Source organism: Streptomyces sp. NPDC058221, from assembly GCF_042882365.1.
Taxonomy (GTDB): Bacteria; Actinomycetota; Actinomycetes; order Streptomycetales; family Streptomycetaceae; genus Streptomyces.
On record NZ_JBHVWF010000007.1, the window covers coordinates 64,093 to 78,924 of the forward strand.

The 14,832-nt window shown below is 68.9% G+C and carries 15 protein-coding genes; 10 read left to right on the forward strand and 5 right to left on the reverse strand.

Annotated elements, in window-relative coordinates; genetic code table 11:
* Window positions 1-77: 77 nt before the first annotated feature.
* A complete protein-coding gene (locus ACFVW8_RS04310) occupies window positions 78-1,010 on the reverse strand; it encodes an acyl-CoA thioesterase (protein WP_389686054.1) in 933 nt (310 codons plus the stop codon).
* 122 nt (window positions 1,011-1,132) lie between these two features.
* Here ACFVW8_RS04310 and ACFVW8_RS04315 point away from each other — a divergent pair, with 122 nt between their 5' ends.
* Genes ACFVW8_RS04315 through ACFVW8_RS04340 form a run of 6 tightly spaced genes read left to right on the forward strand, consistent with a single transcriptional unit; the run spans window position 1,133 to window position 6,956 of the window.
* Window positions 1,133-1,927, forward strand: coding sequence for an SDR family oxidoreductase (locus tag ACFVW8_RS04315; RefSeq protein ID WP_389686055.1), 795 nt, complete (start codon window positions 1,133-1,135; stop codon window positions 1,925-1,927).
* 46 nt (window positions 1,928-1,973) lie between these two features.
* Window positions 1,974-2,768, forward strand: a complete 795-nt coding sequence (locus tag ACFVW8_RS04320; RefSeq protein ID WP_389686056.1) for an electron transfer flavoprotein subunit beta/FixA family protein — start codon at window positions 1,974-1,976, stop codon at window positions 2,766-2,768.
* A 48-nt stretch (window positions 2,769-2,816) separates the two neighbouring features.
* Window positions 2,817-3,779: an electron transfer flavoprotein subunit alpha/FixB family protein gene (locus ACFVW8_RS04325; RefSeq protein ID WP_389686057.1), complete on the forward strand. Its 963-nt coding sequence runs from the start codon at window positions 2,817-2,819 to the stop codon at window positions 3,777-3,779.
* Between the two features lie 41 nt (window positions 3,780-3,820).
* Window positions 3,821-5,257, forward strand: a complete 1,437-nt coding sequence (locus ACFVW8_RS04330; protein WP_389686058.1) for an MmgE/PrpD family protein — start codon at window positions 3,821-3,823, stop codon at window positions 5,255-5,257.
* A gap of 41 nt (window positions 5,258-5,298) precedes the next feature.
* Complete coding sequence (locus ACFVW8_RS04335) at window positions 5,299-6,162, forward strand: hypothetical protein (protein WP_389686059.1); 864 nt, start codon at window positions 5,299-5,301, stop codon at window positions 6,160-6,162.
* Window positions 6,159-6,956 (forward strand): HpcH/HpaI aldolase/citrate lyase family protein, encoded by a 798-nt coding sequence (locus tag ACFVW8_RS04340; RefSeq protein ID WP_389686060.1) that lies wholly within the window; start codon window positions 6,159-6,161, stop codon window positions 6,954-6,956. The genes ACFVW8_RS04335 and ACFVW8_RS04340 overlap by 4 nt, the downstream gene beginning before the upstream one ends.
* 42 nt (window positions 6,957-6,998) lie before the next feature.
* Here the strand turns inward: ACFVW8_RS04340 and ACFVW8_RS04345 are convergent, their stop codons facing one another.
* On the reverse strand, window positions 6,999-8,219 hold the full coding sequence (locus tag ACFVW8_RS04345; RefSeq protein ID WP_389686061.1) for a CoA transferase: 1,221 nt from the start codon (window positions 8,217-8,219) through the stop codon (window positions 6,999-7,001).
* 124 nt (window positions 8,220-8,343) lie between these two features.
* Here ACFVW8_RS04345 and ACFVW8_RS04350 point away from each other — a divergent pair, with 124 nt between their 5' ends.
* Window positions 8,344-8,892: a nuclear transport factor 2 family protein gene (locus ACFVW8_RS04350; RefSeq protein ID WP_389686062.1), complete on the forward strand. Its 549-nt coding sequence runs from the start codon at window positions 8,344-8,346 to the stop codon at window positions 8,890-8,892.
* 204 nt (window positions 8,893-9,096) lie between these two features.
* Here the strand turns inward: ACFVW8_RS04350 and ACFVW8_RS04355 are convergent, their stop codons facing one another.
* The gene (locus tag ACFVW8_RS04355) at window positions 9,097-9,933 is read right to left on the reverse strand and encodes an SDR family NAD(P)-dependent oxidoreductase (protein ID WP_389686063.1); all 837 of its coding nucleotides are present in this window, start codon (window positions 9,931-9,933) and stop codon (window positions 9,097-9,099) included.
* Between the two features lie 125 nt (window positions 9,934-10,058).
* On the opposite strand from ACFVW8_RS04355, the gene ACFVW8_RS04360 reads away from it, so the two are divergent.
* From ACFVW8_RS04360 to ACFVW8_RS04370, 3 genes are all read left to right on the forward strand, one after another.
* Entirely contained in the window at window positions 10,059-10,610 is a 552-nt protein-coding gene (locus ACFVW8_RS04360; protein ID WP_389686064.1) for a TetR family transcriptional regulator, read from the forward strand.
* 588 nt (window positions 10,611-11,198) lie between these two features.
* The gene (locus ACFVW8_RS04365; RefSeq protein WP_389686065.1) at window positions 11,199-12,017 is read left to right on the forward strand and encodes an isocitrate lyase/phosphoenolpyruvate mutase family protein; all 819 of its coding nucleotides are present in this window, start codon (window positions 11,199-11,201) and stop codon (window positions 12,015-12,017) included.
* Between the two features lie 235 nt (window positions 12,018-12,252).
* Window positions 12,253-13,326 carry an IS630 family transposase gene (locus ACFVW8_RS04370; RefSeq protein ID WP_389686066.1) on the forward strand — a complete coding sequence of 358 codons (1,074 nt, stop codon included), beginning with the start codon at window positions 12,253-12,255 and terminating at the stop codon, window positions 13,324-13,326.
* 47 nt (window positions 13,327-13,373) lie between these two features.
* On the opposite strand, the gene ACFVW8_RS04375 is transcribed toward ACFVW8_RS04370, so the two are convergent.
* Window positions 13,374-14,360: a zinc-binding alcohol dehydrogenase family protein gene (locus ACFVW8_RS04375; protein WP_389686067.1), complete on the reverse strand. Its 987-nt coding sequence runs from the start codon at window positions 14,358-14,360 to the stop codon at window positions 13,374-13,376.
* Between the two features lie 27 nt (window positions 14,361-14,387).
* The gene (locus tag ACFVW8_RS04380) at window positions 14,388-14,807 is read right to left on the reverse strand and encodes a cupin domain-containing protein (RefSeq protein WP_389686068.1); all 420 of its coding nucleotides are present in this window, start codon (window positions 14,805-14,807) and stop codon (window positions 14,388-14,390) included.
* Window positions 14,808-14,832 lie beyond the last annotated feature (25 nt).

The window sequence follows — 14,832 nt, forward strand, 5'->3', positions numbered from 1 at the left end:
GCGGCCGGCGGGCTTGGGCCTCGACCGGCGAGCACCTGGATGTTCCACACGATATAAAATGCACAATGTGTGCACTGTCAAGAGGCATGCAGGGACCGGACGGGAGCGGGCTGCGCGGAATGCACACCGTGCGGGCGGATCAATCCCTCCTGAGCAACCGTGGCGACCATGCCCCGGGTCGGGCTGTACACATGGGCGGTGGCCAGTCCACGGCTCCCTCCCGCCCAGTCGGAGGACTTGTCGTACAGCATCCACTGGTCGGCCGGAACGATCTGGTGGAACCACATCGAGTGGTTGATGGTCGCCCGCTGCACCCCGGGGGCAAGGAACGGATAGCCGTGCGGCCGCAGCGCGGTCGACAACAGCGTCAGGTCACTCATGTAAGCCAGCAGGCAGGAGTTGAGCGCCGCTTCCTGGCTGTCGAGGGGATCGCGCACGCGGAACCACAGCCGCTCGCGGGACGGCTGTGGCGGGCCGCCTGCCACACCCCCCTTCTTCGCGGCCTGCGCCGCCACTTCGCGCTCCTGAATAACGCGCAGATCGAGCGCCTTCCACTCCTCACGCCAGAACGACTTCGTATCGAGGTCGACATGCTCGAGCGCGTCCACCAGTGGGACCGCGTCCCGCGGCACCGGCACACGCGGCATCGACGCCTGGTGCTCGTAACCGGCCTCGTCACGGTGGAAGGAAGCGGTGAGCTCGAAGATCTGACGCCCGCACTGATGGCCGGCCACCCGGCGCGAGGTGAATGACTGCCCGTCGCGCACGTTTGTCACGTCGTAACGCACGGACTCCTCGGCGTCGCCGCCCCGCAGGAATGAGGCGTACAGGCTGTGGACCGGGCGGCCGGACGGGACCGTGCGGTAGGCGGCCATCAGCGCCTGGGCCAGCAGATGCCCGCCGTAGGTGCGGGCCATCCGGCTGCTGCGGGCCGCCCGGCCCAGGAAGCTGTCGCTGCCGGCCTCGTCGAGGTCGAGCAGGTCCACCAGGTCTTTTCCCGATGCGGGCATGGGTGCGCCTCCATGGTGCGGATCCGTTGGCAGTATGACCATTGTAGGGCAAGGATATATTTTGTATGGTGCATGATGGGCTATCCGTTCACGGACCGCCGACGTCCCGAGAGAGGCCACGCATGACTGCCATCGCTCCTTCCCTGGTCAGCCTGTTCAGCGTCGAGGGGAAGACCGTCCTTGTCACCGGCGGCAGCCGCGGCATCGGTTTCGCTATCGCCAAGGGCTTCGTCCGGGCCGGCGCACGTGTCTACATCTGCTCCCGCAGCGCCGAGGCCTGCGAGACGGCAGCCAAGGAGCTTTCGCAATACGGCGAGTGCCACGCGCTGACGGCGAACCTGGGCAGCGCCCAGGAGTGCCACTCCCTGGCCGAACGGCTCACTGAGCGCGAGTCCCGCCTGGACGTACTGGTGAACAACGCCGGCGCGATCTGGGCGGAGAAGCTCGGGGACTACCCGGAGTCGGGCTGGGACAAGGTCTTCAACCTGAACGTGAAGGGCCCGTTCTTCCTGGTGAAGTCGCTGCTGCCGCTGCTGGAGGCTGCCGCCTCCCACGAGAACCCCGCCCGGGTGATCACCGTCGGTTCGATCGACGGGCTGCACGTCCCCTCCCATGAGACGTACGCGTACTCCTCCTCCAAGGCTGCGGTGCATCAGCTCAGCAAGCACCTCGCGGACCAGCTCGCCCCGTCGTCCATCACTGTGAACGTGATCGCTCCGGGGATGTTCAACAGCAAGATGCTGAAGGGGACGCTGGAAGAGCGAGGCAAGGAGGCCACGCTGGCCCCGGTGCCGCTGAAGCGCTTCGCGAACGACACGGACATGGCCGGCACCGCCATCTTCCTGGCCTCGCCCGCCGGTTCCTACATCACCGGCGCGGTGCTGCCGGTCGACGGTGGCACCGCCACCACTCTGTGACCGTCCTCCCTTGTTTCTCCGTACGTCCTGGGCCAACGCCCCGAGCATGAAAGAGCCTGCCTTGAGGATCGTTGTCGCTGTGAAGTACGTGCCCGATGCCACCGGCGACCGCCGCTTCGCCCACGACCTGACCACGGATCGGGATGGAGCGGACGGCCTGCTGTCCGAGCTCGACGAGTACGCGGTGGAGCAGGCCCTGCAGATCGCGGAGGACGCGGGCGACGCCGAGGTCACCGTCGTGACCGTCGGCCCGGAGGACGCCAGGGACGCGATCCGCAAGGCCCTGTCGATGGGTGCGGACAAGGGCGTGCACGTCGAGGACGACGGCATCCACGGCTCGGACGCCATGGGCACCTCGCTGATCCTGGCCAAGGCCATTGAGAGGACCGGCTACGACCTGATCGTCACCGGCATGGCCTCCACCGACGGCACCATGGGCGTGCTGCCTGCGATGCTGGCCGAGCGCCTGGGACTACCGCAGGTCACCTACCTGTCCGCGATCGATGTGGCCGACGGCAAGGTCACCGGCCGCCGTGACGGCGACGCCGCCTCCGAGGAACTCGAGGCCACCCTGCCGGCGCTGGTGTCGGTCACCGACCGGTCCGGTGAGGCCCGCTACCCGTCCTTCAAGGGCATCATGGCCGCGAAGAAGAAGCCGGTCACGTCCCTGGACCTGGATGACCTCGGCATCCAGGCGGACGAGGTCGGCCTCGATGGCGCCTGGACCGAGGTCGAGGACGCGGCGCCGCGCCCGGCCCGTGCACGGGGCACGATCGTGACCGATGAGGGCGAGGGCGCCGGGCAGCTCGCCGAGTTCCTGGCCGGCCAGAAGTTCATCTGAGCCTGAGCTGCCCGACCCCGGTCTTCTTCGATCAAGGAGTGCATTCCCATGGCTGAAGTCCTTGTCCATGTCGACCACATGGACGGTGCCGTCCGCAAGCCCACCCTCGAGTTGCTGACCCTCGCCCGTCGTATCGGGGACCCCGTCGCCGTGCACCTGGGCCCGGGCAGTGCCGACGCCGCGAAGACCCTGGCCGAGTACGGTGCGGTCAAGGTCCTGACGAACGAGGCGGCGGAGTTCTCCGACTACTCGGTCGTGCCGAAGGTCGAAGCTCTCCAGGCCGCCTACGACGCGGTCTCGCCGGCCGCGGTGCTGGTGCCGTCTTCCGCGGAGGGCAAGGAGATCGCCGGCCGCCTTGCCGTGAGGATCGGTTCGGGCATCATCACCGACGCCGTCGACCTCGATAACAGCGACGACGGACCCGTCGCGACGCAGTCCGTGTTCGCGGCCGCGTTCACCACCAGATCCCGTGTTTCCAGGGGCACTCCGGTCATCACCGTGAAGCCGAACTCGGGGGCCCCGCAGATTGCCCCGGCCGCCGGCACTGTGGAGGAACTGGCCGTGAGCTTCTCCGAGGCTGCGACCGGCACCAAGGTGACTCTCCGCACCCCGCGTGAGTCCTCCGGTCGTCCGGAACTCACAGAGGCGGCGATCGTGGTCTCCGGTGGCCGGGGCGTCAACGGTGCCGCGAACTTCGCCGTCATCGAGGCCCTCGCCGACTCCCTCGGCGCGGCCGTCGGTGCGTCGCGCGCCGCGGTGGACGCGGGCTGGTACCCGCATACGAACCAGGTGGGCCAGACCGGCAAGTCCGTCTCGCCACAGCTCTACATCGCCGCCGGCATCTCAGGCGCCATCCAGCACCGTGCCGGCATGCAGACCTCCAAGACCATCGTCGCCATCAACAAGGACGAAGAAGCACCCATATTCGAACTCGTCGACTACGGCGTCATCGGCGACCTCTTCGATGTCGTCCCCGCCCTCACAGGGGAAGTCGAGACCCGCAAGGGCTGATACCCACTGCCGGAACACCAGTTCCCGAAAGGACTCCCTCCATGGCCGCCATGCTCACCCAAAGCCTCGCCGACTTCACCGCCACCACCTCGTACAGGGATCTGCCGGACGAGGTGGCGGACGACACCAAGCGAGTGCTCCTCGACTCGATCGGCTGCGCCCTGGCCGCCGTCGACGAACCCCGCGGCCGCATAGCCATCGAGTACGCCGGCCTGCAGGGCGGAGCGGATGAGTCCGCCACCATCCTCGGCTCGGAGAAGCGCAGTTCGGTGTTCGGTGCGGGGTTCGCCAACGGCGAATTGATCAACACCCTCGACTTCGACGCCGTTCTTCCGCCAGGCCATGTGGCGCCGTACGTGATCCCCGGAGCTCTGGCCGTTGCCGAGGAGCGGGGCGCGAGCGGCAAGGAGCTGATCGCGGCCGTCGCGCTCGCGCATGAGATCACGCACCGCTTCGGCAGGTCCATGGACTACCTACGCGATACCAAGGACGGCAAGACCGCCCTGTCGCCCGTGGTGGGCTTCAGCAGTACCGTCTTCGGCGCCACTGCCGCGATCGGCAAGCTCCGCGGGCTGTCCGCCTCGACCCTCGCGCACGGCCTCGGCATCGCCGCCACCTCCTCCCCCGTCAACGCCCACCGCGCGTGGATTGCGCACGCTCCCAGCTCCACCGCCAAATACCACCTCCAGGCCGGGACCCTGGCGCAAACCGCACTGACCGCGAGCTGGATGGCGGAGCTGGGCCACCGCGGCGATCTGCAGGTGCTGGACGACGCCGAGGTCGGCTACCGGCGCTTCATCGGCACCGGCCGCTGGGCCCCCGAGAACCTCACCGACGGTCTCGGCACCCGCTGGGACTTCCCCGCCCAGCACAGCTACAAGCCGTACCCGCACTGCCGCATTCTCCACGCCCCTCTGGACGCACTGATCGAGATCGTCGAGACCCACGACATAAGGCCGCAGGAGATCGAGTCGATCCGCGTCTGGGGCGAGGGCTGGGTCATGGAGCCGGTATGGCTCAGCCGCGAGGTGAAGCATGTGCACGACGCACAGTTCAGCATCGCGCACGGCATCGCCGTCGGCGCCCACCGCGTCAGCCCCGGCAATGGTTGGCAGGACCCGGGCCTGGTCTTCGGCTCCTCAGTACGTAGCCTCATGGACAAGGTCACCTACGAGCCCCACCCCGACTACGTGACCGCGATCGAGGCGAACCCCTCGGCCCGCCCCACCCGCGTCGAGGTCACCGCACGTGGCACGACATACACCGCCGAACGCAGCTTCGCCAAGGGAAGCCCCTCCCCGGACCCCGCGACGTACGCGACGACGGAAGACCTGGTCGACAAGTTCCGGCACAACGCCTCAGGGGTGCTCAGCAAGGCGGCCACGGACCACGCAGTCGAAACACTGCTCAATCTGGAGACGGCCACGGACGTGAGCACCGTGCTGCGAGCGCTGACCCCTTCCGGCTCGCGCCCGTAGCCCCGCCCCCCAGAGCCCCCACGGAACAGATGGAGACAAGGATGCCGCTGACCGCGGACGAACTCGCAGCCCACGTCGAATCCTGGGCCCCGACCCCGCTGGTGCGCGAGGACTGCCTGCTCCCCGGTCCGGCAGCCGCCTTCGCCGCGCTGCTCGGCCGGCCGGAGGACGGGCCCGCCGCCGGAGATCCGCTGCCACCCCTGTGGCACTGGCTGCACTTCCTGGAGTGGGTGCCGCAACAGGACCTCGGCCCGGACGGGCATCCGCTGCACGGCCGGTTCCTGCCGCCGATCCCCGACCGCCGGCGCATGTTCGCGGGCGGCCGACACGAGGTCCGCCGCCCGCTGCTCACCGGCGTCCTCACCCGGCGTACCAGCAGCCTCGGTTCGGTGACGGTCAAGCAGGGTGCCTCCGGCCCGCTGCTGTTCACCACCGTGCGATACGAGTACGCGCAGGAAGGCAACATCTGCGCCGTCGAGGAGCAGGACATCGTGTACCGCTCCGACTCCGCTCCAGCAGTACCGTCTCCACTCACTGCGCCGGAGGAGCCCAGGTCCACGGAGAGCTGGCAGCTCCCCCTGGCCCCGGACCCTGTGCTGCTGTTCCGCTTCAGCGCGCTCACCGCCAACGCCCACCGCATTCACTACGACGCTCCGTACGCCCGGGAGACCGAGGGCCACCCCGGGCTGGTCGTGCACGGTCCGCTGCTGGCACTGCTGATGTTGGAACTCGCCCGCCGGAACGAGCCCCGCGCCGTGCGGTACTTCTCCTTCCGCCTCCGTAGTCCGATCTACGCGTGCGAGCCACTGCTCGCTCATGGGACACCGGACGGCGCCCGTGCCGCCCTGCGCGTCTCAACCGGCCGAGCAGACCGGCACAGCACCGGCGAGGTGACCTTCGAGTGAACAGTTCCCTCGCCCGGGCCCGCACCTTCCTCTTCGTGCCGGCCGACCGTCCCGACCGCTTCGCCAAGGCAGCCGAAAGCGGGGCCGGCGCCGTCATCCTCGACTTGGAGGACGCGGTGGCTCCGGAGCACAAGGAGGAGGCCCGCAGTCATGCCGGCGCCTGGCTGTCATCGGGCGGGCAGGCCCTGCTCCGGGTCAACGGTCCGGGAACACCTTGGTACGAGGCGGATGTGGCGCTGGCTGCCCGGTCCGGGACGCCGGTCGTCGTACCCAAGGCGGAGGACCCCGCAGCCCTCTCAGAACTTGCCGACCGCCTCGGCCCCTCCGGAATCGTCGTCGCCCTCATCGAGACGGCGCTCGGGGTCGAGCAGGCATTCGAGGTGTGCTCCTCACCCGGCGTCGTGCGGGCTGCGCTGGGGAACGTCGACCTTGCAGGTGAGCTGGGTGTTTCCCCCGACGACCACACAGCGCTGTCCTATGCCCGCAGCCGTCTGGTGTGCGCCGCAGCTGCGGCTCGCTTGGCACCGCCAATGGATGGCGTCACCACCGCCGTCCGGGACCAAACCGCCCTGACCGCCGATCTGGCCCATGCCCGCCGCCTCGGTTTCGCCGGGAAGCTATGCATCCATCCGTTCCAAGTGGCGCAGTCCGAGAAGGCGTTCGCCCCCACCGAGGAGGAGCTTCGCTGGGCCCGGGAGGTCACCGCCGCGCGGGAGGGAGTGTCCGTGGTGAACGGAAAGATGGTCGACAAGCCTGTGCTCGAAAAGGCCCGCCGCATGCTCGCCTCTCCCTGAGAACGCGGATGGGCTCCACCGTGCCGGAGCCCATCCGCGTCTTCAGAACGGGGCCACGACACCCCGGTCGACCAACCCGCCCAGCTCTGCCCCGCCCAGGCCGAGCACCTCGCCAAGCACCTCCTCAGTGTGCTCGCCGAGCCTCGGCGCAGCAGCCACCGGCCCGTACTCCTCGCCGCGGCGCAGGGGCGAACGCGCGGTGAGCACCTCCCCGATGCCGGGCTGATCCACCTGCCCGATCACCCCGGACCCGTCGCCCGCGCGTATCTCTGCGGCCACCTCCCCCATGGTCCGGTAACCGCTCCACAGGACATGGGCCGCGTCCAGCTCCCGTGCTACCTCATCCAACACGCGGGCCTCGAACCATGGACGCAGCACCGCGGCGATAGTTTCGCGCAGCCTGAAGCGTTCGGTTTCCTCGTCCAGGTCGACGCCCAGAGCGTCCTCCAGGGCTGCGAACACCTTCTCCGTTCCGGAGACGGTGCGCAGCGCTGCCCACTGCCGGGGAGTGAGCGCCACCACCATCACGCGCCGCCCGTCCCCGGTGGCGAAGTCGACACCGAAGCTGCCGTACAGATGGTTGCCGTGGCGCGACCGGTCCCCCTGCTCCTCGGCCTCGGCGAGCCAGCCCATGCCGGCTACCCCGGCCAGGGCGACATCGTGCAGGGCCAGCTGAAGGAAGCTGCCCTGTTCGCTGCGGTCCCTTCTGTGCAGCGCAGCCAGCAGGCCGGTGACGGCCGTCATCCCCGCGAGAAGGTCCCAGGCGGGCAGGACGTGGTTGACCGGGTCCCCGGACCCCGCAGGTCCGGTGAGATGCGGCACGCCGACCTCGGGATTCACCGTGTAGTCCACTGCCGGACGGCCGTCCGCGTAGCCCTGGATGTGCACCTGGATCATGTCCGGACGCCGCTCGGCCAGGACTTCGTACGACAGCCAGGGCCGCCCTGCGTTGTTGTCGACAACGATGCCGCTGTCCCTGCCGGAAGCTGTGGCGAGCGCGATGACCAGCTCGCGTCCCTCCGGGCTGCGCAGGTCGACAGCGACGGAGCGCTTGCCCTTGTTCAGCGCCGTCCAGTACAGGCTCCGCCCCGAACGCTCCGACACCGGCCACCGCTGATAGTCGGGGCCACCGCCGACGGGGTCGACCCGAATGATGTCGGCACCGAGCTGACCAAGCGTCATGCACCCCGACGGGCCCGCGACGAAGCTCGCGCACTCCACAACGCGCAGCCCCTCAAGGGGTTTTCCTGTTGAACCGGGCATTGTCACAGCAGACCTCCAACTGGCACGCGTACGGAGCAGAACATCTAAAATCTATTACGCATGATATATCTTTCACAGAGAGAGTACGCCATACAGACGGCGGAATCGGAGGCGAACGTTCGCGATGACAACATCACCAAATGCACTGCAGCGCTTGGTCGACCGGCAGGAGATCCAGGATGCCCTGGCCCGCTACGCCCGCGGGGTGGACCGCGGCGACTGGGAACTGGTCAGGTCTGTCTATCACCCGGACGCTCACGACCAGCACGGATCCTTCAACGGCGGCGTGGACGGCCTGATCTCCTGGCTCACCGACCGCTTCGAGGGGGTCGACAACTCCGTACACTTCCTGGGCAACTGCCTCATCGAGCCAACCGGACCCGACAGCGCCATCGTGGAGACATACTTCGTCAGCGCGCGCCTCACCACGAAGGACCCACATCGCACGATCGGAGACGGTGACGCGCTCAGCCGACAGGCATGGGGGCGTTACGTGGATCACTTCACGCGACGCGACACCATATGGCGCATCGCACGTCGCACAGTCGTCGTAGACGGCAGGTTCCAGTCACCCGCGCTCGGCGGCGCTCGCACAGCCGAGGACTCGTGGGGCGCCCGGAACCGAACCGATCCGCTCCATGTAGCGCGCTCCGCCGCGAGGCTTACCAGCTGAACGGACACCGGCCCTGGCGGCAACGCCCCCGTCAGCGCGTGGTAACTGGGCCCCGCTCCGGTTGACCGCCCTATGCCTTCCTCGCCTGGTCCGCGGAACTCCGCCGCAGGGTCCGGCCCGGGCGACAGCAGTAATGGGTGGCCCGGCCCCCGCCCGCCGGGAGGAAGGGCCGGCCCACCCGTGAGAGGCTTGCGTGCGCCTGCCTCAGCGGGCCAGGAACGCGTCGCGGACGTCGAGGATGTCCTGTGCGAAGCTGCTCTGCGTCATCGCGCTGGCCCCGCCGTCGACAGGGATCAGCAGACCGTTGACGTAGCCGGACAGGTCGCTCGCCAGGAAGGCGGCGACGCCTGCGATATCGTCCGGGACGCCGAAGCGGCCCATCGGCTGCCGGGAGCCGATCCGGTCGACGATGAAATCGTTGAACTCCTCGGCCCGCTCCTGGGGGACGCCGAAGGCCCGCGCCTGGATGCCGGTCATGACGACGCCCGGGGCGACGGCGTTGGAGCGGATACCGAGGGAGCCGAGTTCGTAGGCGGCCTGGTGCACGATGCCGGCCACGGCGTGCTTGGCCGCAGTGTAGGCGACGGTGGACCAACCACCCTGGATACCGGCGACGCTCGCGGTGGTGATGATCGAACCGCCGCCGCCCTGTGCCACGAACTGGCGGGCGGCGTGCTTGTGCCCGTACAGGACGGAGTTCACGTCCAGGTTCATCACCGTGTCGAAGCCCTTCGGCCCGATCTCGGTCATCGACGAGGGGTCGCCCACGATGCCCGCGTTGTTGTACATGACGTCCAGGCGACCGAAGCGTTCCACGGCGTGGGAGACCAGAGCCTGGACGGACTCCTCGTCGCTGACGTCGGTGTGCCGGTAGGCAGCGTTGTCGCCCAGGCGTTCCGCGGTGCGCGTTCCCACCTCGTCCTGGATATCCGCGATGACGACCCTTGCGCCCTCCGCGAGGAACTTCTCGGCTGCGGCCAGGCCGATGCCGCCGACACCGCCGGTGACGATGGCGACCTTGCCGTCCAGTAGAGCGGTCATAGAGGTGAGCTCCTTTGCTCGGGTGCGCGTCGTTGCTGCTTCGCAGGGGCCGCCTCGGCAGGATCCGTCTCCGGCGGTCACCATGGTGGCAGTTTCTGCCACCATGGTGAGGATACCCTTTCCCTGTGCACACCTCGACCCTGGCCGCCGACCGTCTGCGTGCCTCGCTGGCCTGCTGCGACATGTACATCGAGCGGGCAAGCACCGCGCTGACCGTCGGCGAGGTGGCGCAAGGGATCGGGATCTCGCAGCGCACGTTCCACCGGTACTTCCCGACGAAGGCGGAGACGATCCTGCCGATGTTCGGCGCGCTGAGCGAGGAGCTGAACCAGCACTTCGACGTTCCCGTGGGCCCGGCGCTGCGCGAGCTGATGATGGAGGGCTACCGGGTGATGTACGGCTACGAGCGGTCGCAGTTCACGCAGCGACTGTTCCCACTCGTGGTCACGGACAAGGACATGTGGGCGGTGTTCCTGCGCGCGTTCCACGACGGTGAGGTGGCGTTGGTGCCGCATCTGGCGCCACACCTGGGAGTGGCGGCGGGGCATCCGCGGGCGCGAGCCGCCGCAGCGGCGTTCGCGAGCTCGAACCGGATCGCCTTCGACCGGATGGTGCAGCTCGGAGAGGACCACGAAAGCGCGTTCGACGAACAACTCGACGCGTTCGGCCTGTACTGATCACAGGTGCAGAATCTCCGTGTGCCGACGTGCGCCTCGGCCGGCACAGCTGTGGACCGCGCAGGGGTCGTACATGCCTTGGCCAACAGTTCCGAGCGTCGTGGGGCCCGTAGCGAGCGGCTGCGGGAACCGGAAGGGCCACGGCGAGCGCAGCACTGCTGGTGGATCGCGAGGAGACCCTGGCCCGGCCTCGGCGCCGTCGGAGGGGGAGGCCGAAGGGGTTGGCGCTGAGCGGTGTAGCCGACCCCCACGGGCAGGAGGTGGTGAGCCTGGGATGCGGAACGGCACGGCTGAAGGCGACGTCGAGGAGGGTCGTGTCGGAGGCGCCGGAGTCGGCAAGGAAGCCGCGGTGTGATTCCCCAAAATCTTGACCTCGAAGAACGCCGAACCCGCACGCGTCACCGTAGCCAAGTGCGGTGTGGTGTGCGGGTTCTGTAGCAGTGTGCCTCTCTCAATGGCTTAGTGGTCGGCTCCGGAAGTCCTTCGGGGGTTGACTCCGGAGGTGGGGGCATGTGGGTTGGTTTCGAGGTCGACGTCTGTGTCGGATTCTTGCCAGAAGGTGGGCGGCAGTCGATGTTGACTGCGTCCATGACCATCACACAGGCGGACAACGCCCACGTCTTCCGCTCCCTGCACACCCCAACCGAACCTCTCGCGCTCGCCAACGCCTGGGATGTTGCGAGCGCCCGCGTCATCGAGGCCGCGGGCGCCCCGGCGATCGCCACGACCAGTGCCGGTGTCGCCTGGTCGCTGGGTTCCCCGGATGGCGACTTCCTCACCCGCGACCGGGTGTTGGAACTGGTCGGCCGAATCGTCGCTGCCGTCGCGGTTCCGGTCACTGCGGACATCGAGGGCGGGTACGGGACGGATGCCGCCGGCGTTGCCGAGACCGTAACCGGGGTGCTCGCGGCTGGCGCCGTCGGCGTCAACATCGAGGACAGCACCCGGCCCCCGACAGAACTCGCGATGCGGCTGGCCGCGGCCCGGCAGACCGCCGACCGGGCAGGCGCGGACCTGTTCCTCAACGCCCGTATCGACACCTTCCTGTTCGGGCTCGGCGACCCAGACACCCGACTCGAGGAAACCCTGGCCCGGGCACACATGTACGTCGATGCGGGCGCGGACGGCATCTTCGTCCCCGGCATCACCGACACCGCCACCATCGCGGCGCTGGCCAGGGACATCTCCGTACCGCTGAACGTCATGGCCGGCCCCGGCGCCCCGACCGTTACCGAGCTCGGCGCGCTCGGCGTGGCTCGCGTCAGTGTCGGCTCGGGCGTGGCACAGGTCGCCTACGCTGCCGCCTGCCGCACCGCGCAGGAGCTCTTCGGCACCGGCGACTACGACTCCCTCGCCGAAGGCATGGCCTTCCCGGAACTCAACGCACTGTTCTCCGAGCCCCACTGACCTTGGTCGAGTCGGGAGGCGCGGCCATGGCGGCCATCCTGCCCGAGCCGCGTGGCAGGGCGTGTGGCGTGCCGGCGCGCGGGTGCGGTAGGCCGCCGCGGACCGTGATCCTTTTCTCCCGATTGGCCCGTCTGCCGTGCCTGTTGCCGTCGCCTGTGCGATATTTCTGACCGCCACCGATCGCAAGCGGTTGAAGAAGGTGGCCTGGGGCCACAAGAGCGAGTATCGGCAGCGGGTGCGAGCGCAAATCGTGCTGCACGCCGCGCGCGGCCGTTCCAATGCCCGCATCGCGCGTGAGACGGGTCTGCACCTCGACACGGTGCGCCGATGGCGGCACCGCTTCGCCGAGCAGGGACTTGCCGGGCTCCAGGACCGTCAGCGATCCGGCCGCCCGTCTTCGTTCACGCCCTGGCAGGCGGTCGAGGTGAAGGCGCTGGCCTGCCGGCTGCCTGCCGAGAGCGGAGTGCCGCTTTCGCGCTGGTCTAGTCCGGAGCTGGCCCGCGAGGCCGTCACACGGGGCATCGTCACCTTCCTGTCGGCCTCCACCGTGCGCCGCTGGCTCAAGACCGACGCGCTCAAGCCGTGGCAGCACCACTCCTGGATCTTCATCACCGCCCCGGACTTCCGCCCCCGGGCCCAGCGCGTCCTTGACCTGTATGCCCGCACCTTCGAGGGCACCGCGATGGGCGACGACGAGTACGTCATCAGCGCAGACGAGAAGACCTCCGTCCAGGCCCGCTGCCGCTGCCGCTGCCACCCCACCCTCGCCCCCGGCCGTGCCAGAGCGATGCGGGTCAACCACACCTACCGGCGCGGCGGAGCCCTCGCCTACCTCGCCGCCTACGACGTCCACCAGGCGAAGGCGTTCGGCCGCTGTGAGGAAACCACCGGCATCGTGCCGTTCATGGCTCTGGTCGCCCAGGTTATGAGTCAGGAGCCCTACGCCACCGCGAAACGCGTGTTCTGGATCGTGGACAACGGTTCCTCCCACCGCGGGAAGAAGGCCGCCGACCGGCTGACCACGGCGTTCCCGAACGCGGTCATGGTCCACACCCCGGTCCACGCCTCCTGGCTGAACCAGGTGGAGATCTACTTCTCCGTCGTTCAGCGCAAAGTCGTCCAACCCAACGACTTCACCGACCTGACCCAAGTCAGAGACCGGCTCCGGGACTTCGAGAACCGCTACAACGCCACGGCACAGCCGTTCCAGTGGAAGTTCACCACCACCGACCTGGACGATCTGCTGGCCAGGCTCGACCGGCACACCGCCGATCACCCACAACAATCCTCCGTCGCACTGACGGCATGATCAACCCCCGAGGGACTTCCGGAGAGGACCACTTAGGTGGCGGCGCCTCATGGAACGGTGAGGACGATCTTTCCGTGGGCCTGGTCGGAGCGGAGCCGTTCGGCGGCCTTGTCGGCGGTGTCGAAAGTGAGGGTGGTGTCGATCAGGGGCCGTACGCGGCCGTCGGTGACGGCGGGCAGTAGCTGTTCACCGGCCGCGGCGATGACGGCGCCGAGTTCAGCGGGCCGGGTGAAGCCGAAGGAGACCCCTGCGACGCGCAGGTGGCGGTAGGACAGGGCGTCGAGGTCGACAGTGGATTCGGCCGTGTCGAGGCGGCCGATGTTGACCACGGCGCCGTCGACGCGGGTGGCGGGGAGACAGGCGGCGAAGGTGGAGCCGCCGACGTGGTCGAGGGCCAGGTCCACGCCGTCGCCGCCGGTGGTGTCGAGGACCGCCTGGACGAGGTCCTGCTCGCCGGTGACCACGACGGTGTCGGCCCCGGCCCGCTCCAGCAGGTCGTGCTTGGCGGCCGAGCGGGTGGTGGCGATGACCTGTCCGGCGCCGAGGGCCTTGACGATCTGCACGCCGATCAGGCCGATGCTGGAGGTGGCGCCGGTGATCAGTACCGACTGCCCGGACCGGAAGCCGCCGGTCATCAGGGCTCCGTGTTCGGTGAGCAGACCGGTCGGCAGTGCGCACGCGATGTCGTAGCCGAGTTCGTCGGGGACGGGCAGGACGTGGCGGTGGTCGGCGAGGACGTACTGGGCGAAGCTGCCGGGGGTTGTGCCCATCACCCGGTCCCCGATCGCGGGGATGGTCACGCCGTCGCCGACGGCGGTGACCTCGCCGGCGAACTCGTAGCCGGCCTGATACTGCGTGCCGGTGCCGCCGGAGGTGGGGTCGGCGGCGGCGAGCATGGAGGCGTCGGCGTTGTTGAGGGCGACCGCGTGGGCGCGCACCACGATCTGCCCGGTACCAGGTTCGGGTACAGGGACCTGGCGGGCGGTCCAGTCGGGTCCGACACCGCCGAACAGGGCGGTCATCATGCCGGTCATGGGCTGGTCTTCCTTCGTTCGCGAGGGTCAGTGGGCGCGGGTGCGGGGGGCGTTGTACTGCTCGTCGGTGATGTGCTCCAGCCAGGTCGTCTCGGGCCGGTCGTCATCGGGGGCGGTGCCGTCCCACAGGGCGAGGTGTTGCATGAAGTTCCCCTCGGTGGCCCCGTGCCAGTGTTCCTCGCCGGGCGGGCAGGTCACCGTCTGACCGGGGTGGGCCTCGAAGACGGTGCCGTCGCGGGTGCCGATCAGGGCGATGCCCGCGACGACGTGGAGGGTCTGCCCCACCGCGTGGTGGTGCCAGGCGGTGCGGGCGCCGGGAGCGAAGCGCACCATGTTGGCGCGCAGACGTGACGGTTCCTGGCCGGCGTGGATGACGTCGAACCAGACATCTCCGTTGAACCAGCTCTCCGGGCCCTTGCCGGTGGGCTGCGGCTTGACGAACTCCACGGGATGCTCCTTGCTTTCGTGCGGA